This window comes from Streptomyces sp. NPDC048417 (assembly GCF_040651615.1).
Lineage (GTDB): Bacteria > Actinomycetota > Actinomycetes > Streptomycetales > Streptomycetaceae > Streptomyces.
In genome coordinates, this window is sequence record NZ_JBEZKI010000017.1 from 1 (window position 1) to 23,320 (window position 23,320).

18 protein-coding genes are annotated in these 23,320 nt (G+C 71.3%); 5 read left to right on the forward strand and 13 right to left on the reverse strand.

Features of this window, described 5'->3' with window-relative positions; genetic code table 11:
• On the forward strand, positions 1–303 hold a 303-nt coding region (locus AB0D59_RS25960), incomplete at its 5' end, for a hypothetical protein (protein ID WP_362569799.1).
• A 138-nt stretch (positions 304–441) separates the two neighbouring features.
• On the opposite strand, the gene AB0D59_RS25965 is transcribed toward AB0D59_RS25960, so the two are convergent.
• The gene (locus AB0D59_RS25965) at positions 442–1,449 is read right to left on the reverse strand and encodes a stage II sporulation protein M (protein WP_362569802.1); all 1,008 of its coding nucleotides are present in this window, start codon (positions 1,447–1,449) and stop codon (positions 442–444) included.
• Between the two features lie 130 nt (positions 1,450–1,579).
• On the opposite strand from AB0D59_RS25965, the gene AB0D59_RS25970 reads away from it, so the two are divergent.
• Positions 1,580–2,638, forward strand: a complete 1,059-nt coding sequence (locus tag AB0D59_RS25970) for an RDD family protein (protein WP_362569805.1) — start codon at positions 1,580–1,582, stop codon at positions 2,636–2,638.
• A gap of 19 nt (positions 2,639–2,657) precedes the next feature.
• Here AB0D59_RS25970 and AB0D59_RS25975 read toward each other — a convergent pair whose 3' ends face one another.
• Positions 2,658–3,275 (reverse strand): hypothetical protein, encoded by a 618-nt coding sequence (locus AB0D59_RS25975; RefSeq protein ID WP_362569808.1) that lies wholly within the window; start codon positions 3,273–3,275, stop codon positions 2,658–2,660.
• 236 nt (positions 3,276–3,511) lie between these two features.
• Complete coding sequence (gene ahcY / locus AB0D59_RS25980; protein ID WP_362569811.1) at positions 3,512–4,969, reverse strand: adenosylhomocysteinase; 1,458 nt, start codon at positions 4,967–4,969, stop codon at positions 3,512–3,514.
• Between the two features lie 468 nt (positions 4,970–5,437).
• On the opposite strand from ahcY, the gene AB0D59_RS25985 reads away from it, so the two are divergent.
• The gene (locus AB0D59_RS25985; RefSeq protein WP_362569814.1) at positions 5,438–7,681 is read left to right on the forward strand and encodes a fructose-specific PTS transporter subunit EIIC; all 2,244 of its coding nucleotides are present in this window, start codon (positions 5,438–5,440) and stop codon (positions 7,679–7,681) included.
• 218 nt (positions 7,682–7,899) lie between these two features.
• Here AB0D59_RS25985 and AB0D59_RS25990 read toward each other — a convergent pair whose 3' ends face one another.
• The 7 genes from AB0D59_RS25990 to AB0D59_RS26020 form a co-directional block, all read right to left on the reverse strand.
• Positions 7,900–8,880: a cation diffusion facilitator family transporter gene (locus AB0D59_RS25990; RefSeq protein WP_362569817.1), complete on the reverse strand. Its 981-nt coding sequence runs from the start codon at positions 8,878–8,880 to the stop codon at positions 7,900–7,902.
• A 170-nt stretch (positions 8,881–9,050) separates the two neighbouring features.
• The gene (gene manA, locus AB0D59_RS25995) at positions 9,051–10,202 is read right to left on the reverse strand and encodes a mannose-6-phosphate isomerase, class I (RefSeq protein ID WP_362569820.1); all 1,152 of its coding nucleotides are present in this window, start codon (positions 10,200–10,202) and stop codon (positions 9,051–9,053) included.
• A 243-nt stretch (positions 10,203–10,445) separates the two neighbouring features.
• Positions 10,446–11,573: an SIS domain-containing protein gene (locus AB0D59_RS26000; protein ID WP_362569823.1), complete on the reverse strand. Its 1,128-nt coding sequence runs from the start codon at positions 11,571–11,573 to the stop codon at positions 10,446–10,448.
• A gap of 61 nt (positions 11,574–11,634) precedes the next feature.
• Positions 11,635–11,805 (reverse strand): Trm112 family protein, encoded by a 171-nt coding sequence (locus AB0D59_RS26005; protein ID WP_020940431.1) that lies wholly within the window; start codon positions 11,803–11,805, stop codon positions 11,635–11,637.
• Positions 11,806–11,884: 79 nt separating this feature from the next.
• The gene (locus AB0D59_RS26010; RefSeq protein WP_362569826.1) at positions 11,885–13,249 is read right to left on the reverse strand and encodes a phosphomannomutase/phosphoglucomutase; all 1,365 of its coding nucleotides are present in this window, start codon (positions 13,247–13,249) and stop codon (positions 11,885–11,887) included.
• A gap of 327 nt (positions 13,250–13,576) precedes the next feature.
• Positions 13,577–15,193, reverse strand: coding sequence for an L-lactate permease (locus tag AB0D59_RS26015; RefSeq protein WP_362570312.1), 1,617 nt, complete (start codon positions 15,191–15,193; stop codon positions 13,577–13,579).
• A gap of 173 nt (positions 15,194–15,366) precedes the next feature.
• Positions 15,367–15,789: a DUF3499 domain-containing protein gene (locus tag AB0D59_RS26020; protein WP_351706829.1), complete on the reverse strand. Its 423-nt coding sequence runs from the start codon at positions 15,787–15,789 to the stop codon at positions 15,367–15,369.
• A 278-nt stretch (positions 15,790–16,067) separates the two neighbouring features.
• On the opposite strand from AB0D59_RS26020, the gene AB0D59_RS26025 reads away from it, so the two are divergent.
• Entirely contained in the window at positions 16,068–16,520 is a 453-nt protein-coding gene (locus tag AB0D59_RS26025) for a metallopeptidase family protein (protein WP_351706832.1), read from the forward strand.
• Between the two features lie 48 nt (positions 16,521–16,568).
• Here the strand turns inward: AB0D59_RS26025 and AB0D59_RS26030 are convergent, their stop codons facing one another.
• The 3 genes from AB0D59_RS26030 to AB0D59_RS26040 form a co-directional block, all read right to left on the reverse strand.
• Positions 16,569–18,059, reverse strand: coding sequence for a DUF5719 family protein (locus AB0D59_RS26030; protein ID WP_362569829.1), 1,491 nt, complete (start codon positions 18,057–18,059; stop codon positions 16,569–16,571).
• Positions 18,056–21,634, reverse strand: coding sequence for a glycosyltransferase (locus AB0D59_RS26035; protein ID WP_362570315.1), 3,579 nt, complete (start codon positions 21,632–21,634; stop codon positions 18,056–18,058). Before AB0D59_RS26035 ends, AB0D59_RS26030 begins: the two co-directional genes overlap by 4 nt.
• A 304-nt stretch (positions 21,635–21,938) precedes the next feature.
• A complete protein-coding gene (locus tag AB0D59_RS26040) occupies positions 21,939–22,202 on the reverse strand; it encodes a WhiB family transcriptional regulator (protein WP_003975777.1) in 264 nt (87 codons plus the stop codon).
• Positions 22,203–22,817: 615 nt separating this feature from the next.
• Here AB0D59_RS26040 and AB0D59_RS26045 point away from each other — a divergent pair.
• The gene (locus AB0D59_RS26045; protein WP_362569832.1) at positions 22,818–23,312 is read left to right on the forward strand and encodes a cysteine dioxygenase family protein; all 495 of its coding nucleotides are present in this window, start codon (positions 22,818–22,820) and stop codon (positions 23,310–23,312) included.
• The last annotated feature ends 8 nt before the right edge of the window (positions 23,313–23,320 follow it).

Sequence of the window (23,320 nt, forward strand, 5' to 3'; positions counted from 1 at the left end):
GCGTTGACTTTTGGCACGCTGTTGAGTTCTCAAGGAACGGTCGCTTCCTTTGTACTCACCCTCTCGGGCTTTCCTCCGGGCTTCCCTTCGGTGTTTCCAACCTTACCAGATCCGCTTTCCGTTCCGTTTCCGGTCGGAATTCATTTCCGGTGGCCGTTGGAGGGCCTTTGCCTATTCGATCGCCTTCCGGCTCTCTTTCGGCGTTTCCGACTTTATCAGAAGTTCTTGGCCGGTCTGACCGGACACTCGTTTCTGAGTAAATCGGAGGTGGCTTCGATGTTCGGAGAGAAGTCTCCGTTATGAAGCAGATTGATTCTAACGATCAGCCCTGAACCTGTCCAGTTCTAGGCAACTGTTTGAATCTACCTCCCCGCCGGACCTGTGTCAACAGGTCTTCCGGGGCGAAGAGGAGACTAGCAGCTCACGAGGGGTCTCCGCACATCAGGCGGCCGTCGGGACGAAGGCGCTGCGCTCGTTCTCCTCGAGGTCGCCCGTCTCGCCGGCGCGGGCGGCACGGCCGCCGAGGACGAAGACGTAGGCGAGGAAGGCCAGCTCAGCGACGACTCCGATGCCTATGCGGGCCCAGGTAGGCAGGCCCGACGGGGTGACGAAGCCTTCGATGGCGCCGGAGACGAACAGGACCAGGGCCAGCCCGATCGCCATACCCACGGCGGCGCGGCCCTCTTCGGCCAGGGCGATACGGCGACTGCGCGGGCCCGGGTCTATGAGGGTCCATCCGAGGCGGAGCCCGGTTCCCGCGGCGACGAAGACCGCGGTGAGTTCGAGCAGCCCGTGCGGGAGGACCAGCCCCAGGAAGGCGTCGAGGCGGCCGGCCGAGGACATCAGGCCGAAGCCGACGCCCAGGTTGAGCATGTTCTCGAAGAGGATGTAGAGGACCGGGAGGCCGAGAAAGACCCCCAGGACCAGGCACATCGCGGCGGCCTCGGCGTTGTTCGTCCACACCTGGGCGGCGAACGAGGCCGCGGGATGGCTGGAGTAGTAGGTCTCGTACTCACCACCAGGACGGGTCAGCTCGCGGAGCTGGCTGGGGGCGGCGATGGTCGACTGCACGTCCGGGTGGGTGCCGATCCACCAGCCCAGAAGGATCGCGATGGCGGTGGATATGAGCGCGGTGGGGACCCACCAGTGGCGGCACCGGTAGACGGCGGCCGGAAATCCCTGTCCCAGGAAGCGGGCGACATCGCGCCAGGAGGCGCGGCGGGCCCCGGTCACAGCGCTACGCGCGCGTGCCACGAGTTGGCTGAGGCGTCCGACGAGCTGTGGGTCGGGTGCGCTGGACTGGATCAGGGACAGGTGGGTGGCGGTGCGCTGGTAGAGAGCGACGAGTTCGTCGGCTTCGGCTCCGTTGAGGCGTCGCTGGCGGCGGAGGAGCACGTCGAGGCGGTCCCACTCGGCTCGGTGTGCGGAGGCGAAGACGTCGAGGTCCATCGGGTCTGCCTGCTCCTCGGCTGGTCGTCGACTGCCTGTCGTAGCTGTCAGCTTGTCGTACTGCGGCGCGATGCGCTCTCAGCTTGGCAGACTTGCGCTGTACGGGGCAGACCAGGGGAAGGCGGCAGGCGTGAGTGAGCTGGTGACAGGTGAGGCGGTGGCGCTCGAACTGCGTCCCGCGAGGCTGCCCAGCAGGGCGCTGGCCATACTGCTGGACCTGGTCGTGGCCATGACCGTGTACATCGGTGTGTCCATAGGCCTGGTGGCGGGCACGGCCTCGCTGGACGAGGCCGCGCAGGTCGCACTGTCGCTCGCGGCCTTCCTGTTGGTGCTGGTGGGCGGGCCGATCGCGGTGGAGACGCTGAGCCATGGGCGCTCGCTGGGGAAGATGGCGTGCGGACTGCGTGTGGTGCGCGATGACGGCGGGCCCATCCGGTTCCGGCATGCGTTGGTGCGTGGTGCTCTCGGCGTGATCGAGATCCTGATGACGTTCGGGGTCGTCGCCTGTATCGCCTCGCTGGTCTCGGCACGCGGCCGGCGGTTGGGAGATGTGTTCGCGGGGACTCTGGTCGTACGTGAGCGGGTGCCCGTCGGGCAGACCCGATTCATTCCGCCGCCTCCGCCCTGGCTGGCGGGACGTTTCACCGAGCTGGATCTGTCGGCCGTTCCGGACGGGCTGTGGCTTGCCGTCCGGCAGTACCTGACGCGGATGCAGCAGCTCGATCCGCAGGTCTCCTGGACGATGGCCGAGCAGCTCGCGGCCGACCTCGCGGCCCGGACGGGGACTCCGGCACCGCAGGGCATTCCGCCGGCGGCGTTTCTGGCGGCGGTGGCACAGGAGCGGCAGGCGCGGGAGGCCCGGCGGACCTTCGTCGGCCGCGCCCCCTCGGAGTCCGGTACGCCGGGCGCGTACGGCCCGCAGACGCCGGGTGCTCCCTATGCGTACGGCGTCCCCTCGACGCCGGGCGCGCCCCACGGCTACGCCCCTCCGGTGCCGAGTGCGCCGAACAGCTACGCCCCTTCGGTGCCTCAGGGTCCCGCGCCTCTGTCGGCTCCGTACCGGCCCGGGCCGACGGCGCCGGCCGGTACGTATCCCCCGCCTCCGCCGGTGGAACAGCCTCCGGCTCCCGCACCCGCCGCTTCCCCGGCGACCGAACGGCCCTCCACCGGGTTCGTGCCGCCGGCCTAGGCCCGAAGCCGAAGTCCGGTCAGTCGGTGAAGACGGACGGCGGCGACCGCAGGTCCTCCAGCTCGATTCCGGGTGCCGCCAGGACCACGTCGCCGGCCAGGTGCACGACGTGCTGTTCTCCCGTGTCCAGGGCTGTGACCTGGTATTCGTCCACGGTCAGAGGGCCGTTGTCAGTGGCGTGTGCTTCGCTTTTCACCAAGGCCCAGGACTGGTCCACGGTGCGCGGGGCGAGGACGGGGTCCGTGAAGGCCACGAGGCGTACGCGGGTCGCGGCGGCGGAAGGGGTGAGGCGCAGGAGACGGGCGGTGGCGACCAGAAACGCGGGGGACGTGCCGGTGAAGGCGTGGGCGCGCACATGGCCTTCGGTGGCATGAGTGCCGGTCGGGTCCGTGCGGACCCAGGTGACGCCGTCGAGGGCGGCGCCTCGCACCTGCCAGCTCCCGGCGTGCAGTTCGAGGCGGATGGGGCGGCCGAGGTCGTCGAGGGCGAGATCCACCGAGCCGCCGTGGTCACCGGAGGGGGTGGTCACCTGGGAGACATAACGCCAGCCGGAGGGGCCGGGGGCGCACTGGAAGTGTTCTTCGCCGAGGGGGGTGTGATCGTGCGGATCGTGGAGCGAATAACGGCCGCGGGGCATGGGGGTCCTGGGTCTTAGCGGGCTGCCGGTCCGGTGCTCGGTCCTGCGGTACGGCCGCGGGGGTGGGCCGACGTGCCAAAGGGGCAAGCCCCCGACACGGGGGTGCGGGGGCCTGCCTCGATGGACCGGAGCGTCTCCCTCCGGGAGAGCACGCCAGTGCACTGGCGTGCTCTCCCGGAGGGCGGACCGCGGAGTCAGCCGAGGCACCTCAGTTGCGGTACCTCAACAGCGGTACCTCAGTAGCGGTAGTGGTCCGACTTGTACGGGCCCTCGACCTTCACGCCGATGTACGAGGCCTGCTCGGGGCGCAGCGTCGTGAGCTTCACGCCGAGCGCGTCCAGGTGCAGGCGGGCGACCTTCTCGTCGAGGTGCTTGGGCAGCGTGTAGACGCCGACCGGGTACTCGTCGGGCTTGGTGAACAGCTCGATCTGGGCCAGGGTCTGGTCCGCGAAGGAGTTGGACATCACGAACGACGGGTGACCGGTGGCGTTGCCCAGGTTCAGCAGACGGCCCTCGGACAGCACGATGAGGACCTTGCCGTCGGGGAACTTCCAGGTGTGGACCTGCGGCTTGACCTCGTCCTTGACGATGCCGGGGATCTTGGCGAGGCCGGCCATGTCGATCTCGTTGTCGAAGTGACCGATGTTGCCGACGATGGCCTGGTGCTTCATCTTGGCCATGTCGGAGGCCATGATGATGTCCTTGTTGCCGGTCGTGGTGACGAAGATGTCGGCCTTGTCGATGACCTCATCGAGGGTCGTGACCTGGTAGCCGTCCATCGCGGCCTGGAGGGCGCAGATCGGGTCGATCTCGGTGATGATCACCCGGGCGCCCTGTCCGCGCAGGGACTCCGCGCAGCCCTTGCCCACGTCGCCGTAGCCGCAGACGACCGCGGTCTTGCCGCCGATCAGGACGTCGGTGGCGCGGTTGATGCCGTCGATGAGGGAGTGGCGGCAGCCGTACTTGTTGTCGAACTTCGACTTGGTGACGGCGTCGTTGACGTTGATCGCCGGAAACAGGAGCTCGCCGTCGCGCTGCATCTCGTACAGGCGGTGGACGCCGGTCGTGGTCTCCTCGGTGACGCCGCGGATCTCGGACGCCAGCTGGGTCCACTTCTGCGAGCCGTCCGTGATGGTGCGGTGCAGGAGTTCGAGGATGACGCGGTGTTCGTCGGACTCGGCGGTGTCGACGGACGGCACCTTGCCGTCCTTCTCGTACTCGACGCCCTTGTGGACGAGGAGGGTGGCGTCACCACCGTCGTCCAGGATCATGTTCGGGCCGCCAGTGGGGGTGTTCGGCCAGGTCAGTGCCTGCTCCGTGCACCACCAGTACTCCTCGAGCGTCTCGCCCTTCCAGGCGAAGACGGGGACGCCCTGCGGGTTGTCGGGCGTGCCGTTCGGGCCGACGGCGATGGCGGCGGCCGCGTGGTCCTGGGTGGAGAAGATGTTGCAGGACGCCCAGCGGACCTCGGCGCCGAGGGCGACCAGGGTCTCGATGAGGACGGCGGTCTGCACGGTCATGTGCAGGGAACCGGTGACGCGGGCGCCGGCCAGCGGCTGCGCGTCGGCGTACTCCTTACGGATCGCCATCAGGCCGGGCATCTCGTGCTCGGCGAGGGTGATCTCCTTGCGGCCGAAGTCGGCCAGGGAGAGGTCGGCGACCTTGAAGTCCTGTCGGTTGTCGACAGTCGTCATTGCGAGCTGCTCCTCGGTATCGGGTCGAGGGTGGGTACGGCTGGTCTGCGCGGCGGCGGACACAGGGGTGCCCGAGAAGAGGACACAGGCATGCCCACGTACGCGCAGCGCAGTCCGTCGGAGGCCCTCTCTCCCTCGGCCGGCCCGCAGGGGACCGCCCGACCGCCATCAGCAGCGACGTCTGGCTCCGTCCCAAGCTACACCGGTAGGGCGGACGTCCCCAGTCCGCCTCCGAACAGTTCACGCCGTTCGACGGGGCGAGCACGGTCGGCGGGGTGGGATGTGAAGAGGTGATGAGGGTCTCCGCGAGGGGGTGCACAGGAGCGGCCAGAAGGGGATCAACCAGGACTTTCGCTCCTTTGATCCAGGGTGGGGGTGTTGCAGGATGCAGGGTGATCGGGAGTTCCGATCGAGCGCGCGGAGCGTCCGGGACGGCGTTTCGTGTGACGAAGGCGTTAGGAGATCGACGTGACCAGTCCGGCCGGCCCTCCCCCCACGGGCAGCCACGGTGACGAGCCGAAGACGTTGAAGCTGCTGGCGGTGACCGCGTGCCCGACGGGTATCGCACACACCTACATGGCCGCGGAGAAGCTCGCGCAGGCCGCTCAGAGCCGCGGTGTCGAGATGAAGGTGGAGACGCAGGGCTCCATCGGGGCCGAGAACGTATTGGATGACAACGATGTCAGGACCGCGGACGGTGTCATCGTCGCCGCCGACAAGGACGTGGATCTGAGCCGCTTCGTCGGCAAGCGGGTGCTCAAGGTCGGGGTGGCCGAGGGCATCCGCCATCCCGAGCAGTTGATCGAACGGGTTCGGTCGGCGCCCGTGCACCAGCCCGGGGGTTCGGACGCGGACTCGGCAGCGAGCAGTGGCACGGAGCGGAGCGTCGCGTACAAGGCACTGATGAACGGCGTCAGTTACATGATCCCGTTCGTCGTGGTCGGCGGGTTGCTGATCGCGATCTCGCTCTCGCTGGGCGGGAACCCGGACCCGTCGGGCGGGCTCGTCATCCCGAAGGACTCCTTCTGGATGGACGTGAACAACATCGGTGTCATCGGCTTCACGCTGATGGTGCCGATCCTCTCCGGGTACATCGCGTACGCCATCGGCGACCGGCCCGCGCTGGTGCCGGGCATGATCGGCGGCTGGATCGCCAACACCGGGTCGCTGTACGACTCGAAGGCGGGCGCGGGGTTCATCGGGGCGATCGTGACCGGGTTCCTGGCCGGATATCTGGTGCTGTGGATCAAGAGGGTCAAGGTCCCGAAGTTCGTCCAGCCGATCATGCCGATCATCGTGATCCCGATCGTGGCGACGACGGCGCTCGGCCTGCTCTTCATCTACGTGATCGGGAAGCCGATCGCCTGGGTCTTCGAGCATCTGACCAGCTGGCTCAGCGGGATGACGGGCACGAGCGCGATCCTGCTGGGCGCGATCCTGGGGCTGATGATCGCGTTCGACATGGGCGGGCCGGTCAACAAGACGGCCTTTCTCTTCGGCGCCGGGCTCATCGCGACCGGCAACCAGACGGTGATGGGCATGTGCGCCGCCGCGATCCCGGTCATGCCGTTGGGCCAGGGGCTGGCCACGCTGATGCGGAAGCGGTGGTACGACGAGCAGCAGCGGGAGACCGGGCTGGCCTCCCTGTTCATGGGCTGCTTCGGTATCTCGGAGGGCGCGATCCCGTTCGCCGCGGCGCGGCCCGCGCAGGTCATCCCGGCCAACATGCTGGGCGGCGCGGTCGCCGGTGCGATCGCCGGGCTGGCCGGGGTGAAGGACGCGGTGCCGCACGGCGGGCCGATCGTGGCGGTGCTGGGCGCGGTGAGCGGCGTACCGATGTTCTTCGTGGCCGTCGTGATCGGGGCGGTGGTGACGGCGACGACGACCGTGGCGCTGGTCGACCTGAGCATGCGGAAGAGGGGCGGCGAGCCGGCGGAGGGTGCGGGTGCAGGCGCGGGCGCACCGGTTGAGATGCCCGGGTCCGTGCTGGTCGGGGCGCTGGCCGGCGGGGTTGCGGTTCCGGTGACAGTCGGTGCGGGCGGTACAGGCGGTGCGCCCGATCGGACGGCGAGGACAGCCGGGACGGCAACGGACACGCCGGATACGGCGGATACGGCGGATACGGCGGATACGGCGGCAGCAGATGCGGCTGATCGGTCGGGGGTGACGAGCGCGATCGGCCGACCGGGGGCGCCCGATGCGCCCGGTACGGCGGATGCGGCGGATACGGCGGATGCGGCTGAACGCGGCGCGGCCGAGGTTCTCTCCGGGTATCTGACCGAACGGACCGTCAAGGTGCGGCTGGACTCGGACGGCAAGGAGGACGCGATCCGGGAGATGGCCGGGTTGCTGGCGGGCAGTGGCCGGGTCGCGGATGTCGGGGAGCTGGTGGCCACCGCGCTGCGCCGCGAGGAGCAGGGGACGACCGGGCTCGGTGAGGAGATCGCGATCCCGCATGCCAAGACGGATGCGGTGACCGCGCCGGTCGTCGGGTTCGCGCGATCGGCTGAGGGCGTCGAGTGGGGCTCGCTGGACAATACGAAGGCACGGCTGGTCTTCATGATCGCCGTACCGGAGGCGGCCGCCGGTGACGAGCATCTGCGGATACTCGCGCTGCTGTCCCGGAAGTTGATGGACGCCGGGTTCCGGGAGCGGCTGCTGGCGGCACCGGACGAGCGGGCGGTGCTGGGCGTGCTGAGCGAGGTCGGATGACCGGATGACGGCGGGCCCGCTTCCCCGGCGGGCGGGGTGGGCGGGCCCATGGTCGGCGTGCGCTGGGCCAGAGTCAGAGTCAGAGCCAGAACCGGGGCCAGAGCCAGGGCCACGATGAGCCGGGCATGAGCGGGCTCGGCAGCGAAGGGCACCCGACGGCCACGGGCCCGCTCCCCTGTCTCAAGAGGCGGGCCCGCCGCTGTGTCGGTCCGGGGGCGTCAGTGGTCGGCGGGGTGGGGGGTCGGGCCGCCCGGGGTGGCTTCGGGGTCGGGGCCCTTGGCGGCCTCGGCCTCGCTGTAGATGTCGGGTTCGAGGTAGATCACGCGGGCGATGGGGACCGCGGTGCGGATGCGGGCCTCGGCGGCGTTGATGGCCCTGGCGACCTCGGCGGCCGTGTCGTCGTGCCGGACGGCGATCTTGGCGGCGACGAGCAGTTCCTCAGGGCCGAGGTGGAGCGTGCGCATGTGGATGATGCCGGTGACCGTGTCGCCGTCGACGATCGCGGCCTCGATCTTCTTGACCTCCTCGACGCCCGCGGACTCGCCGAGAAGAAGGGACTTGGTCTCGGCGGCGAGGACCAGGGCGATCAGGACGAGCAGGACACCGATGCAGACCGTGCCGATGCCGTCCCAGACGCCGTCGCCGGTGAGCAGGGCGAGGCCGACGCCGCCGAGGGCGAGGACCAGGCCGATGAGGGCGCCGAAGTCCTCGAGGAGGACGACCGGCAGCTCGGGTGCCTTGGCGCGGCGGATGAACTGCGACCAGGACAGCTTGCCCCGCAGTTCGTTGGACTCCTTGATGGCCGTACGGAAGGAGAAGCCCTCGGCGATGATCGCGAAGACCAGGACGCCCACCGGCCAGTACCAGTGTTCGACTGCGTGGGGGTGGCTGATCTTCTCGTAGCCCTCGTAGATGGCGAACATGCCGCCGACCGAGAAGAGGACGATGGAGACGAGGAAGGCATAGATGTACCGCTCGCGGCCGTAGCCGAAGGGGTGTTGCGGGGTCGCCTCGCGCTGGGCCTTCTTGCCGCCGATGAGCAGCAGGAACTGGTTGCCGGAGTCGGCGACCGAGTGCACGCCCTCGGCGAGCATCGACGAGGAGCCGCTGAACGCGAACGCCACGAACTTCGCTGCCGCGATCGCGAGGTTGGCGCCGAGTGCCGCCACGATCGCCCTGTTGCCGCCTGACGCGCTCATGTGTCCGCGATGTCCCTTCTCGCCGTCATCCGTCTACGCCGTCCAGGCGTGCGCTCGTCTTTGCCCGTGCTTTGCCGGATGGGTCATTCTTGCAGCCCTGCCCGGGAGCGGCTCGTCAGGTATCCACAATCCCGGTACGACAATCCGACCCATCCGGAACCACGGACCCCTCAGACGATCACCGTGGCACGGAAGACTGTGCCCGCGCCCGAGACCTCCGCCTTTTCGCCCGCGGGGACGAACACCGACTGGCCGGGGGCCAGGTCGTACTCGCCCGCCCGAACCGTGCCGGCAGTGCAGAGCAGGATCTGCGGGGTCGGCAGGGTCAGGTCGTGGGCCGTGGTGCCCTCGGGCAGGACGTAGCGGGAGAGCCGGAACTCGTCGATCGGCGTCTCGTACACCTCCTCGCCGTCCGGGGCGGCCTCCGGGCGCAGCACGCCCGCGTCGCCCGCCTCGAAGCGGACGATGCGCAGGAGTTCGGGGACGTCGACGTGCTTGGGGGTCAGGCCGCAGCGCAGCACGTTGTCGGAGTTGGCCATGATCTCGACGCCGAGACCGTTGAGGTAGGCGTGCGGGATACCGGCGCCGAGGAAGAGGGCCTCGCCGGGCTGGAGACGGACGTGGTTGAGGAGCATCGCGGCGATCACGCCGGGGTCGCCCGGGTAGTGGTGGGCGAGGTCGGCGTAGGGCGCGTGGTCGCCGCCGAGGCGGGTGCAGGCGGCCGTGGCCTCGGCGACCGTGTGGGCCATCTCCTCGCGGTCGGCGGTGAGGATCGCGGTGAGGACCTCGCGCAGGGCCGCTTCCTCGGGGTGGGCGCGCAGCAGGTCGACGTACGGCTTGAGGGAGTCGACGCCGAGGGCCTCGAGGAGTTCGGCGGCCTGCTCGGGGGCGCGGAAGCCGCACAGGCCGTCGAACTCGGTGAGCGCGCAGATCAGTTCGGGCTTGTGGTTGGCGTCCTTGTAGTTGCGGTCCGGGGCGTCGACCGGGATCCCGCGCCGTTCCTCGTCCTCGTAACCCTCCCTGGCCTGCTCCAGGTTGGGGTGCACCTGGAGGGAGAGCGGGGCGCCGGCGGCGAGGATCTTGAGCAGGAAGGGCAGCCGCGGGCCGAACTTGGCCACGGCCGCCTCGCCCAGCTCGGCCTTCGGGTTCGCGTCGATGACCTCGACCAGCGTGCCGCGCGCGGTGCGCGAGGGGGCGCCCGGGTGCGCGCCCATCCACATCTCCGCCTGCGGCTCGCCGCTCGGCTCGACCCCGAGCAGCTTCGGAATGGCGGTCGGGGAACCCCAGGCGTAGGGGCGGATGGTGTTGTCGAGGCGGTCCATGACTTCTCTCTGCCGGTTCTCTCTGCGTACGGGACGATCAGCGAACAGGGTCGCGAGGGACGCGGGGCGCGTCGTACGACGGTGACGAGGATCCGCGACGGGGCCACGTCCCCCGAACGCCGGTGTACGCGCGCGTGCGCCGGTGTACGGCGGCCGTGTTCACCGTGTGTTCCCCCACCGGTTCGCCTCCGGTACGGCCCTCAGGTCGTCCTTCGTACGGCGGCCCCGGTGCCGGTGTCCACCTCAGGCTCTCGAAGCGAGCGCCAGGTAAACGGCGGCGAAATCCGTGACGGCGATCAGTTCCGCGAGGGTCTCCAGCTCGTCGCCCTCCTCGGGCTCCAGCTCGCTGACCGGGGTGTCGTGGCCGAGGGCGAGCTCGCGAGCGGCGGGCGCGGCGGTGAGTCCGCCGAGGGGGCGGTCGCGCAGCAGCACCACGTGCGCGTGCAGCGCGGGGGCCTCCTCCACGCGGTCGCGGAAGAAGTCGTCGGGGTCGGCGCTGGCGGCGAGCGGGCCGGCGAGCAGGGCGTGGTGGGCCGCCAGGGCCTCGGGGAGTTCGGCGACCAGGGCCGGGCGGCCTGCCAGTTCGGCGAGGGCGGCGGCGAAGCGGCGGCCGGCGGGGCCGGCCGAGACGCCCTCCGTCCAGACCACCGGGAGCGCGTCGGCGAGATCCGAGGCGAGGGTCTTGGCGGGGTTGCTGTAGGTCACGATGGCCGGGCCGCAGCGCTCGGCGATGCGGTCGAGGCGGTCGGCGACCTTCTCCAGGTCCTCCGGCGGGGCGGTGACCAGGCCGATGCGGTCGAGGAGCACCAGCAGCGGGGTGAGCAGCGCCCACAGGACGCCCGGAGAGGAACCGGCGAGCGGCTCGCCCTGGTCGTAGGGGGCCGTCGCCATCGGTACGAACATGCCGTGGGCGCCGGCCACCGCCTCGGCGAGCGGGGTCCCCGCGGGGGCCACGGCGGCGACCGAGCAGCCGCGCCGGTAGGCCTGGTCGGCGAGGAGGGAGAGGCTGGGTTCGGTGCCGTCCGGGGTGGCGATCAGCAGCAGGTCGACGGAGCCGGCCCAGCCGGGCAGCTCCCAGCGCAGGGCGCCGGCGGCCGGGGCGACGCCGGAGGGGGCCAGCCGGATGACGGGGCTACCGGGGCCGGCCAGCGAGCCGAGGAGGTCGGCGGCGTGGGTGGCGGCGACGCCGGGGCCCGCGATCAGGACGGCGCGCGGGCGGCCGTCCGGCTTCAGCTCCTGGACACCTGCCTCGATGGCGTGCCGGGCCGCGGTACGGACACGGGCGCCGGCCTCGGCCGCGCCGCGCAGCAGACCTCGGCGGTCGGCCTCGGCGAGGCCCTCCGGGGTGTCGAGCAGCGATTCGTCGAGCATGGGAGCGGCCTCCGGTTGCCGGGGTCCTGGTGCGGTGCGGTTGTGGTCGCGGTGGTGCTGCTTACGCGGGGCGGCGGGCCTCGTCGACGAGGAGGACGGGGATGCCGTCGCGGACGGGGTACGCCAGGCCGCAGTCCTGGCCGGTGCAGATCAGCTCGGCGTCCTGCTCCTTGAGAGGGGCGTGGCAGGCCGGGCAGGCGAGGATCTCCAGAAGGCCGGCTTCGAGCGGCATGGGGTTTCCCTTCGGGGATGCGGGGAGCGGATGTTCGCGTGCGGTCAGATTACCGCCGCCGGGGTGGGCGGGGCCGATCTCAGCCCCTGATGATCGCCAGTACCTCGTCCCGTACCTTCGTCATCGTCGCCTCGTCCCTGGCCTCCGCGTTCAGGCGCAGCAGCGGTTCCGTGTTGGACGGGCGGACGTTGAACCACCAGTCGGCGGCGGTGACGGTGAGCCCGTCCAGGTCGTCCAGGGTGGTGTCGTCGCGGTCTCCGTAGGTGGCGCGGATGTCCGCGAGGCTGGCCTGCTGGTCGGCGACCGTGGAGTTGATCTCGCCGGAGCCGACATAGCGGTCGTACTGGGCGACGAGGGAGGACAGCGGGCCGGTCTGGCCGCCGAGGGCGGCGAGGACGTGCAGGGCGGCCAGCATGCCCGTGTCCGCGTTCCAGAAGTCCTTGAAGTAGTAGTGGGCCGAGTGCTCGCCGCCGAAGATCGCGCCGGACCTCGCCATCTCGGCCTTGATGAACGAGTGGCCGACGCGGGTGCGGACCGGGGTGCCGCCGTTCTCCAGGACCACCTCCGGGACGGTCCAGGACGTGATCAGGTTGTGGATGACCGTGCCCTTGCCGCCGTTCCGGGCGAGTTCGCGGACGGCGACGAGGGCGGTGATCGCCGACGGGGAGACCGGCTCGCCGCGCTCGTCCACGACGAAGCAGCGGTCGGCGTCGCCGTCGAAGGCCAGGCCGAGGTCGGCCGACTCCTCGCGGACGCGCTGCTGGAGGTCCACGATGTTGGCGGGGTCGAGCGGGTTGGCCTCGTGGTTCGGGAAGGTTCCGTCCAGCTCGAAGTACATCGGGACCAGGGTCAGCGGCAGGCCCTCGAAGACCGTCGGGACCGTATGGCCGCCCATCCCGTTGCCCGCGTCGACCACGACCTTCAGGGGGCGGATGGAGGTCAGGTCCACGAGCGAGCGCAGATGGGCCGCGTAGTCCGACAACGTCTCGCGGGAGGTGATGGTTCCGGGCGTGGCGGCCGGCTCGGGGGCGCCCTCCTGCGACCAGCGCTGCGCCAGGTCCCGGATCTCCGTCAGGCCCGTGTCCTGGCCCACCGGAGCGGCTCCCGCGCGGCACATCTTGATGCCGTTGTACTGCGCCGGGTTGTGCGAGGCCGTGAACATCGCGCCGGGCAGGCCGAATGCGCCCGAGGCGTAGTACAGCTGGTCGGTCGAGCAGAGGCCGATCTCGGTCACGTCGACGCCGCGGGCCGCCGCGCCGCGCGCGAAGGCGCGGGACAGGCCGGGCGAGGAGGGCCGCATGTCGTGGCCGACGACGATCGCGGCGGCGCCGGTCACCTGTACGAACGCGGCGCCGAACAGCTCGGCGAGCGCCTCGTCCCACTGGTCCGGCACCACCCCGCGCACGTCGTACGCCTTGACGATCTGCGACAGATCAGCAACCACGGGCCAACCCTCCTGAATTCCTATCGGTCGCCCCAAACTACCTGCCCCGGGTGAGGCACGGACGCGGGATCCGCTGTCGGATCCCCGGCGGACTCCCGGCGGACTCCCGGCCGTGATCTGCGGCGACCTACGGCGATCCCATGCGGTCCACCACGGTCGGACACGGTCGGTCCCGCACAGCCGGTCCCACACAGCCGGTCCCACACAGCCGGTCCCACACAGCCGGTCCCACACAGCCGGTCCCACACAGCCGGTCCCACACAGCCGGTCACGCGCAGGTCAGTCACGCGCAGATCAGTCACGCGCAGATCAGTCACGCACAGCCCGTCACGGCAGCATCCACCCCAGTACCGGTGAGCTCTGCCCCGCCACGATCAGGCACATCACCAGCAGCAGCCCGAGGCTCCACGGGAGCACCCTGCGCAGCAGGTCCCCCTCCCGTCCCTCCAGTCCGACCGCCGCGCAGGCGATCGTGAGGTTCTGCGGGGAGATCATCTTGCCGAGTACGCCGCCGGAGCTGTTGGCGGCCGCCAGGAGTTCCGGCGAAAGTCCCGACTCGTGCGCGGCGCTCACCTGAAGGGCGCCGAAGAGCGCGTTGGCCGAGGTGTCGGAGCCGGAGACCGCGACGCCGAACCAGCCGAGGACCGGTGACAGGAAGGCGAGGCCCGCACCGGCCGCCGCCACGAACTGGCCGATGGTGGCCGCCTGTCCGGAGAGGTTCATGACGTAGGCGAGGGCGAGGACGGATGTCACGGTGAGGATCGCGAACCTCAACTCCCGTACCGTCGCCGCCCACTCCGCGACCGCCACGCGCGCGTGCACGCGCAGGACGGCCGCCGTGGCGATGCCGGCGAACAGGACGAGGGTGCCGCCGGTCGACACCACCGGCCAGGTGAAGAGATTCCCGCCGACCGGTTGGCCGTTCGGGTTGACGACGTCCAGGAAGGGCCAGTCGTAGACCTGGTTCGCCTGTGCCAGCCAGTCCTTGACGGGCGGGATCTGGGCGACGGAGAAGACGACGACGATGAGGGCGTACGGGGCGTAGGCGCGCAGGACTTCGGGGCGCGGGTCGGGTTCGTCGAGGTCCGCGCTGCGGGCGCCGGTGAGCACGGCCGCCCGCACCTCCTCGGCGGCGGGCACGCGCGCGTGCGGTACGGCGACCAGCGCGGCCGCGCCGGCCAGCGCGGCGCAGATGTCGGCGAGTTGGGCGGAGACGTAGTTGGAGGCGGCGAACTGGGCGGCGGCGAAGGCGACTCCGCACGCCAGGGCGGGCACCCAGGTCTCGCGGAGCCCGCGCGTGCCGTCGACGAGGCCGACCAGCACCAGGGGCACCACCAGGGCCAGCAGCGGGGTCTGACGGCCCACCACGGAGGCCACCGAGTCCAGCGGCAGTCCGGTGACTTGGGCGAGGGTGACCACGGGCGTGCCCATCGCACCGAAGGCGACCGGGGCGGTGTTGGCGACCAGGGCGAGCACGGCGGCGCGTACCGGGTCGAAGCCGAGGGCGACGAGCATCACCGAGCAGATCGCGACCGGGGCGCCGAATCCGGCCAGCGCCTCCAGGAGGGCGCCGAAACAGAAAGCGATCACCAGGGCCTGGATGCGCGGGTCGTCGGAGAGCCGTCCGAACGAGCGGCGCAGGATGTCGAAGTGCCGGGTGCGGACCGTCATCCGGTACACCCACAGGGCGTTGACGACGATCCACAGGATGGGGAACAGACCGAACGCGGCCCCCTGGGCGGCGCTGGAGAGGGTCTGGCCGAGCGGCATGCCATAGGCGAGGCGGGCGACAAGTACGGCCGCCACAAGGCCCGTCAGGCCCGCGAGGTGGGCTTTCACCCGGACACCGCCGAGCAGGATCAGGACGATCACCAGGGGCAGGGCGGCCACCAGGGCGGACAGGCCCAGGGAGTCGGCGAGGGGTTGCAGTTCCTGGACGTACACGGGCGCCTCCCCGGATTCCGGCATGCGGAAAGCGATTTCCCGCCGGTCACCCGGAATGGTCGTGTCCGCGACAACGACACGTCAATGGGTGTGCATCGACGAACAGGACGGAGAGGGAAGGACCGAACGTGGAGGAGCGGGAGGAAACCCGGGACCACCAGGCAGGGAGCGGCTCAGTTGTCCGGTGACCGCAGCACCCGCAGATGGCCGCGCCGTGCGACCTCCATCGGGTCCGCGCCGCGTCCGCCGCCCGCTTCGGCCGCCCGCTCCTGGGGACGGGCCGCCTCGCGCACCGCGTTGGCGAGCGCTTCCAGGTCGTCCCCGCTGGGACGGGCCGGGGCGGAGCCGTCGATGAGCCGGACGACCTCCCAGCCGCGTGGGGCGGTGAGGCGCTCGGAGTGCTCGGCGCACAGGTCGTAGCAGTGGGGTTCGGCGTAGGTGGCGAGCGGGCCGAGGACCGCGGTCGAGTCGGCGTAGACGTACGTCAGCGTCGCGACGGCGGGTCGGCCGCAGGCGGTTCGCGAACAGCGACGTACAGGGCTCACGACGTTGGACGGTACCGCACTCTTGAGCGGGCCGCGACGACTCTCCCCCAGGTCACTCCACCGTGTCGCGTTGTGAAACGCCCCACACACCTCTCCGGACACGCCCCGCTGACCTGCGTGGACGACACCTCCCACCTTCCCGGACACTATCGCATCCGGTCACGAGTCGGTACAAACACCGTCAATTGCCTTGAGTCCGCCGGTCGTGTGGAGATACGGAAACGAGCCCAACCTTGGCTGGAATGGTCATCCTCCGACATGTCGCCCCGGGCGGTGTCGAGGCGTGGAGCGGCGCGCCCGGAGCCCGCGAGGACTACGCTTCACCAGTGATGGACAACCGTGTACCGCCCCGTGCCGCCGGCCCCGGGCCCCGTCGACGCGATCGCCACGGTCGGGGCATGCGCGGGCCGATCGCGCCACCTCAGGTGCCGCTGGCCGCGAGCCGCGCCGACGTGTTCGCGGACCTGGTGCAGGACTCCGTGGAGCGCCTGGAGCGGCGCTGGCCCCAGCTGGCCGACATCGATTTCCTGGTGCTCGAAGTGCCCCGGCTCCAGGACCGGCACGACGAGAGCTGGAGCGACGAGGCGGTGCCGCTGGGCGGGGTCATTCCCGCGCGTGAGGGACGCCGGGCACGCGTGGTCGTGTACCGGCGGCCGGTCGAGATCCGCACCAAGGGCCGTGACGAGCGGGCCGCGCTCGTGCACGAGGTCGTCGTGGAACAGGTCGCCGAACTGCTCGGCCTCACCCCGGAGACGGTGGACCCCCGCTACGGCGAGGAGTGAGCGCGGGTCCCTTCGGCGCGGGCTGCCGGGACGGGCTGCCGGCACGGGCTACTTCTGCAGCACCGACACGTCCTGGTCCGCCTCCGGTACGGCCACCGTGCCGCGGTCGTCGGGGAGGGTCTGGATCGTGAAGCCCGGGACGCCCTCCTCGGTGGCCGCCAGGGTGCGGGCGCCGTAGACCGGGCCACCGGAGATCGGCTCCACGGTCAGCGCGTAGGTGCCCTTCAGGCCGGACGGGGCCGGGGCGTCGACGTCCTGGGTGGTGCCGGACTTGATCGTGAACGTCTTGGACACCGCCTTGCCGCCGCCGCTGCCCGCCGACGCCGTGACCTTGACCTGGGCGGTGCCGGTGGGGGCGGTCAGCGAGAGGGTGGTGCCCTTGCCGCTGTTGTCGGCGGACGTCGCGCGGGTGCCGACCGGCGCGGTCGCCGGGATGTACGCGGTCTCCTGCTTGCCGCTCTTGCCGCGGGTGACACGCAGCGCGGCCACCACCGGGACGGACTGGTCGGTGGGCGTGAGGATCAGCGAGCCCGCCTCGCCGCGGGTGACGTCGCCGAGGTCGGTCGCGGTGGTCATGCCCGCCTTCACATGCAGCGTCTCGTTGCCGGCCGGGGTGATCAGGCCGTCCGGGGAGGCGAGGCGCACCTTGAGGTCGGCGTCGGAGTCACCGTCGGTGAAGGCGATCAGCCGGACGTCCGTGGCGTCCTTGGGGATGCCCGGCAGCACCAGGCTGCCCGAGGGGTCGGCGGAGGCGGCCAGCCAGTCGCCGCCGGTCTTGTCGTCCAGGGCCTGCACACTCGCGCCGACCCGCCCGCTGCGCACGTTCACATGAACGGTCAGGTCGGTCTGCTTCTCGTCGCTGAGCGTGGACAGCAGGACCGGCTCGCTGGCGTGCGGCGCGACCGTGATGCCCTCCCCCACCGAGGACTTGAGTTGGCCGTCCTTGCCGTACAGCTCGATGTCGACCACGGCGGCGCTGTCGTCGGGGTTGGTGAGGTGCACGTAGTCGGTGCGGCCGGAGGCGGTGCTGGCGCCGGGGAACCAGAAGTCGGTGTCGGCGGAGGTGCAGTTGACCCCCTGGAGGCCGCGTCCGGTGCCCGCGGCGACCTCGGTGGTCTCCTGGACGGTCCAGCCGGGGGCGTACCTGCCCTCGGCGGTGCCGACGTAGCCGGGCCCGTCGGCGCCTGAGGTGTCCCCGGTGGCCGGGGTGCCGGGCGCCTTCGGGGTGAGGACGGGCTTGGACGCCTTCTTCTTCTTGCCGCTCGTCCCGTCCGCCGACTGCGCGGTGGCCGCCTGGAGTTCGGCCTTGCCGTCGCTCGTGGTGCCCTTGGTGACGGGCGTGAACGAGGTGTACGAGGTGTCGGCGATGTCGGACAGGCTCGGTGCCGGGCACAGCAGCGTGGTGCGCTCCACGGGCAGCTGGGCGGCCGCCTCGGCGGTGTGCGCGGGTGCGGCGGCAGGCGGGTTGAGCGCGGCGAACCCGGTGACCGCCGCGAGGGCGGCCGTACCGGCGAGCAGGGACAGGGTGGTGCGGTTCACTGCTGGCTCCCGTCGTGGTGCTCGCCGCCGGTGCCGTGCTGGTGCTGGGCGGCCGGGTCATAGGCGGGGTCGTAGCCCTGCTGGTACGTCGGGTCGTACGCCGGCTGCCCCTGCTGTTCGCCGTAGGCGTACGGGTCGTACTGGCCGGTCTGGTACGGGTCGTACGTCTGCTGGTCGTAGCCGCCCGTGTGGTACTGGCCGGTGTCCTGGTACTGGTCGGCGTAGCCGGTTCGGTAACCGTCGGCCGCCGGGTAGGACGCGGGATCCCATTCGTCGTAGGACGGCTGCTGCGGGACCGCGACCGGGAGTTGCTCCTCCCCGGCGGCCGGGAAGTCGGCGCCGTTCTCCGCGGTCGCCGCCTCCTCGGACTCCGCCTGGGCGCGCAGCCGGCGGGCGCGGCGGCCCTCGCCCTCGACGGGCTGGGCGGGGATCGGCTGCTCCTCGGGGAGGTCGTCGTCGACGTCGCGGCGGCGGCCGGGCAGGGCGAGGACGACCAGGACGACGGCGAGCGCGCCCTGGACCCACAGCCAGACGGTGTGGGTGAAGGGGGTGTCGTAGGTGACGTCCAGCTTTCCGCCGGCGGCGGGGAGTTCGAAGCCCTGGGCCCAGCCGTCGACCGTGGTGCGGGTCAGCGGCTTGCCGTCCAGGGTGGCCGTCCAGCCCGGTGCGACCGAGTCGGCCAGGCGCAGGATGCGGCCGTCGGCGCCGGTCGGGACGGTGGTGTGGATGTCGACGGCTCCGGCGGCGACGGAGGCGGGGGTGCCCGAGCCGTTCGCGGAGACGATGGTGGCGCGGGAGACCTGCTGGTCGACACGCCACAGGGCGCTGCCGTTCTGCTGGCTCAGCCGGGACAGGCCGGGCGTGGCGTCCAGCACGCGGGTGATGTCACGCGGCGCGCCCTTGTGGACGAGGACGTAGCGCACCGCGAACCCGCCGAGCTGGTCGGCCTGGTCGGCGCCGGAGCCGGCGACCAGGTTGGCGACGACCTTGTCGAGCTTGGCGTTCTCGCCGTCGGCGGCGGTCACTTCGGCGTCTCCCATACGGGCGCCGGAGCCGCGCACCAGCATGTAGTCCACGCGCGCGGTGCTGTCGCTGTCGAGGACGAGGGTGCGGACCTGGTCGGTGGTGGAGCTGTCCTCGGCGACGAACGCGGGCACCTGGGTGGCGTCGCGCCGCTCGACCGGGCCGTCGGCGCCCGCGATCATCCAGCCGGCGGCCAGGAGCAGCGGGCCCGCGGCCGAGGCGAAGGCGATCAGTGCGGCCACCGGCTGGCGCCAGCCGAAGCTCTGCTCGGCGACACGCGAGCGTGCCCCGTCGGCGCCGAGCGCGGCGGCGGAGACGATCGCGATGCCGTAGACGAGGGTCGCCGGGCCCGCCCAGGCCGACTTGTTGGACAGGACCGCGAAGACCAGGCCGACCAGGGCGACCGCCCAGGCGGAGCGGACCGCCGACTGGCGCTCGGAGCGCAGCAGGGCGGCCAGCGCGGCCAGGACGATGCCGATGAGCATCAGCCCGTCGACCGTGCCGGGGCCGCCCGGGCTGGCGCCGAGCAGGTCGAGGGCGGAGGCGGCCGAGGAGCCGTACTCCAGTCCGGCCTCCTTGAAGAAGCCGAACGGCAGCAGCGTCAGCGACCAGGGCGCGAGGACCAGCAGCGGGGTGCCGAGCTGGGTCAGCAGCCGCAGGCCGGAGGCGACCAGGTCGGAGCGGCGGACGGCGAGCACGACGACACCGAGGACCAGGGCGATCGGCCAGACGATCGGCGTGAACGCGGTGGTGATGGTCAGCAGCAGCGCGTACGCCCAGGTGGCACGCCAGCTGCCGCGCCCGCCCGAGGCGTTGGTGAGGCCGCTGGCGGCGACGCCCGCGCGGGCGATCAGCGGCAGCAGGACGGCGAGCACGGCGGTGCCGATGCGGCCGCCCGCGAGCGCGCCGGTGGCGGCGGGCAGGAAGGCGTAGGCGACGGCCGCCCAGGCGCGCAGCAGGCGGGAGGTGACCAGCGGCCGGGAGGCGAAGTAGGCGGTGAACCCGGCCAGCGGCACCGAGGCGACCAGCAGCACGGTCACCGCGAGCCCGGTCGAGCCGAACAGCACTGAGGCCAGCGAGGCGACGATCGCGAGATACGGCGGGGCGGCCGGGGTGCCGCCGGCTCCGACCGCGTGCCAGGCGTCCAGGTAGCCGGACCACAGCTCGCCCGCGGTGCCCGGGGCGGGCAGCAGGGCGCCGCCCGCGAGCGCGCCACTGCCGAGCAGTGCACGGCAGGCGATCAGCGAGAACAGCAGCAGCACCAGGAAGAGCACCGGGCCCGGTTTGCGGGCGATGCGCTTGAGGCGGGCGAACTGCTCGATCTCCAGGAACTCGGCGTCGTCGCCGCCGGGCCCGGACTCGACCGCGCCGCCGTGCCGGCCGGCCGCGGAGAGGTCCTCGTCGGCACCGAAGAAGTTGCCCGCGACCTGCTCGACGGTGGCCCGCACGGTCGCGCCGGGCGGCGGGAACAGCGGGCGCAGCTCGCCCTTGTCGAGCTGGGAGGGGCCGCGCCTGCGCCGCCCGGCGATGATCCGCTCGGGCCGCAGCAGGGTGCCCAGCAGACCGCGGATCTCGTCGAGAGCCTGTCCGGGGATCTTGCCGACGAGATTGGCGATCGTGCGCAGCACGGTGCCGAGGACCAGCCGCAGCAGGATCCAGGGCAGTGCGGCCGTACGGGTGTTGACGAGCAGGGTGTAGACGGCGCCGGCCTTGTCGACCTTGTGCGGGGAGGCGGCGGTGCGGCCGGCGCAGTCGACGGCGCGGCGCTCGCGGGAGGCGGCCTCGGCGTGCCGTACGACGGCCTCGGGAGCGATCAGGACGCGGTGGCCGGCGTTGTGCACGCGCCAGCACAGGTCGACGTCGTCGCGCATCAGGGGGAGCCGGCGGTCGAAGCCGCCGAGTTCCTCGAAGACGTCGCGGCGGATCAGCATGCCGGCGGTGGAGACGGAGAGCACGGGCCGGACGTGGTCGTGCTGTCCCTGGTCCTGCTCACGGCGGTCCAGGCCGGTCCAGCGGCGGCCGGAGTTGGCGATGGTGACGCCGACCTCCAGCAGCTGCCGGCGGTCGTACCAGCCGCGCAGCTTGGGGCCGACGACCGCCACGTCGTCGCGGCCCAGCTCCATCTCGTTGTCGACGACCCGGAGCAGCTGGGCCAGGGCGTCGGGTTCCGGGGCGCAGTCGTCGTGCAGCAGCCACAGCCACTGGACGGGTTCGCCGTGGGGCAGCTCGGGCATGTCGTAGGCGTCGTCGCGCCACTGGCGGGTGACCGGGTCCCAGCCGCTGGGCCGCTTCAGGTACGGCAGGTCGTCCGGGGTGAGGACGGGCGCGGTGCGGGTCGCCTCCTCGACGGCCTGGCCGAAGCCGGTGCGGCGGGCGAGGTGCAGGACGTTGGCGTCGCCGAGGGACTCGGTGAGCAGCCGGGCGGAGTCGTCCGCGCTGCCGGTGTCGGCCGCCACCGCGTACTGGGCGGGGCGCTCCTGGCCGAGCAGCCCGGCGAGCGCGTCGGGCAGCCAGCGGGCGCCGTCGTGGGAGACGAGGACCGCGGTCACCACATGACGCGGGAACTCGGGTGGGCGGGTCGGGTCGGACACCGCTGGTGCACCCGTTGGCTGGGCTGCCTGGTGGCTGTGGACGGACATCGAGGTACGGGCCCCGGTTCGATGGACTGCGGTGGACTCCTGCGCCCGCTGGTGGCGGCGAGGCGTCTCGGACGAGCGCCCACACTATCGGCTGGGCATGTCGACGGCCCGCCCCCTGTGGACAACCCACGGATGACGGGCCGTTCGCGCAGTTCAGTTGTGTGCGTCGGGTGGACGCCCGGTCCGGACCGCGGCCTCCTTCTCAGACGGCGGCCTCTCAGACGGCGGCCTTCTTCAGGCGGCGGCGTTCCCGCTCGGACAGTCCGCCCCAGATACCGAATCGCTCGTCGTTGGCGAGGGCGTACTCGAGGCACTCGGAGCGCACCTCGCAGGCGAGGCAGACCTTCTTGGCCTCTCTGGTGGAGCCGCCCTTCTCGGGGAAGAAGGACTCGGGGTCGGTCTGGGCGCACAGCGCGCGCTCCTGCCAGCCGAGTTCCTCGTCCGCGTCGTCGACCAGCAGTTGCTGCACCAGCTCGGTCATGTGCGCCCCTCGTCTGTCTTTCACGTCCCCGTGCCTGGCCGTTACCGATTTCGGCTGAACGACACGAGTGAAATTACAAGTGTGCTGCTCCGGGCGAGTCAAGCCGAGATCTGCTATTGAGCCCGTTATTCACTCTGCGGAACCAAGGCCATGCGGAAAGTGTTCAAATCGCCATAAACCTTGACATGCAGACGAGGCCCACGAGGACCCCCGACCCCATACAGACCTTGTACGGAGAAGGACGCCCAGATGTTCGATCGCGTTCCGCGGTGCGCGCGCGCCCGGTTGTGCGCCATGTGTCCCGGGTGCTTGCTGAACAAACCTTTCGGCAGGGAGATGAACCGGATGAGGTGAAACATGTCCCACATACCGGGCGCCGAGTTGACACTGCGGGTGTGAACCGATGTCCTAGTGGGCATGCTCGCGAACTTGGCATTCACCTCGACCCGCACCGCCGGGTCCCACGGTGCTGCCCGCGCTCGCTGTAGCTGTTGCTGTTCCAGCTGTTGAGCCGTAGCCGTATCCCACCGCTCCAGCTGGGGACCGAGTCCCCAGGACTCGGTTTTCGCCTTTCGTTCCCCGCTGACCTTCTTCACTGAGGAACCACCGCACCCCATGAACAGCGACAACGACCTGCAGATCGCCGGCGACATCCTCGAGGTCCCCCACCTGCTGCAGCCCCCGCGCGAGCACCCGGTCACCGTGGCCGAGTTCGCCGGCCTGGCCCGCACGATCGCCGCCGACCGCGCGCAGTGGGAGCACCTCGTGCGGTACGACGCCACCACGCGCTGGTACCACCGGCTGCGCACCGGTCCCGGCTACGAGGTGTGGCTGCTGTCCTGGGTGCCCGGTCAGGGCAGCGGGTCGCACGACCACGGCCGCTCCTCCGGGGTGCTGACCGTCCTGGAGGGCACGCTCACCGAACACACCGGGCGCGGCACGCGCGCGCTGTCCGCCGGCGCACAACGGGTCTTCGCGCCGGGGTACGTGCACGAGGTGGTGAACGACGCGCTGGAGCCGGCGGTGAGCCTGCACGTCTACTACCCGGGCCTCACCGAGATGCCGATGCACACGGCGCAGAGCTGCGAGGCGCGACCCGTGACTGCGTGACGCGTTGT

Excerpts from the sequence above, each read along its gene's own strand:
- AB0D59_RS26025 (WP_351706832.1), top strand. The coding sequence starts at position 16,068 with ATGGACAACCGTGTACCGCCCCGTGCCGCCGGCCCCGGGCCCCGTCGA.
- ahcY (WP_362569811.1), bottom strand. The coding sequence starts at position 4,969 with ATGACGACTGTCGACAACCGACAGGACTTCAAGGTCGCCGACCTCTCC.
- AB0D59_RS25975 (WP_362569808.1), bottom strand. The coding sequence starts at position 3,275 with ATGCCCCGCGGCCGTTATTCGCTCCACGATCCGCACGATCACACCCCC.
- AB0D59_RS26040 (WP_003975777.1), bottom strand. The coding sequence starts at position 22,202 with ATGACCGAGCTGGTGCAGCAACTGCTGGTCGACGACGCGGACGAGGAA.
- AB0D59_RS26045 (WP_362569832.1), top strand. The coding sequence starts at position 22,818 with ATGAACAGCGACAACGACCTGCAGATCGCCGGCGACATCCTCGAGGTC.
- manA (WP_362569820.1), bottom strand. The coding sequence starts at position 10,202 with ATGGACCGCCTCGACAACACCATCCGCCCCTACGCCTGGGGTTCCCCG.
- AB0D59_RS25990 (WP_362569817.1), bottom strand. The coding sequence starts at position 8,880 with ATGAGCGCGTCAGGCGGCAACAGGGCGATCGTGGCGGCACTCGGCGCC.
- AB0D59_RS26000 (WP_362569823.1), bottom strand. The coding sequence starts at position 11,573 with ATGCTCGACGAATCGCTGCTCGACACCCCGGAGGGCCTCGCCGAGGCC.
- AB0D59_RS25965 (WP_362569802.1), bottom strand. The coding sequence starts at position 1,449 with ATGGACCTCGACGTCTTCGCCTCCGCACACCGAGCCGAGTGGGACCGC.
- AB0D59_RS26005 (WP_020940431.1), bottom strand. The coding sequence starts at position 11,805 with ATGCCGCTCGAAGCCGGCCTTCTGGAGATCCTCGCCTGCCCGGCCTGC.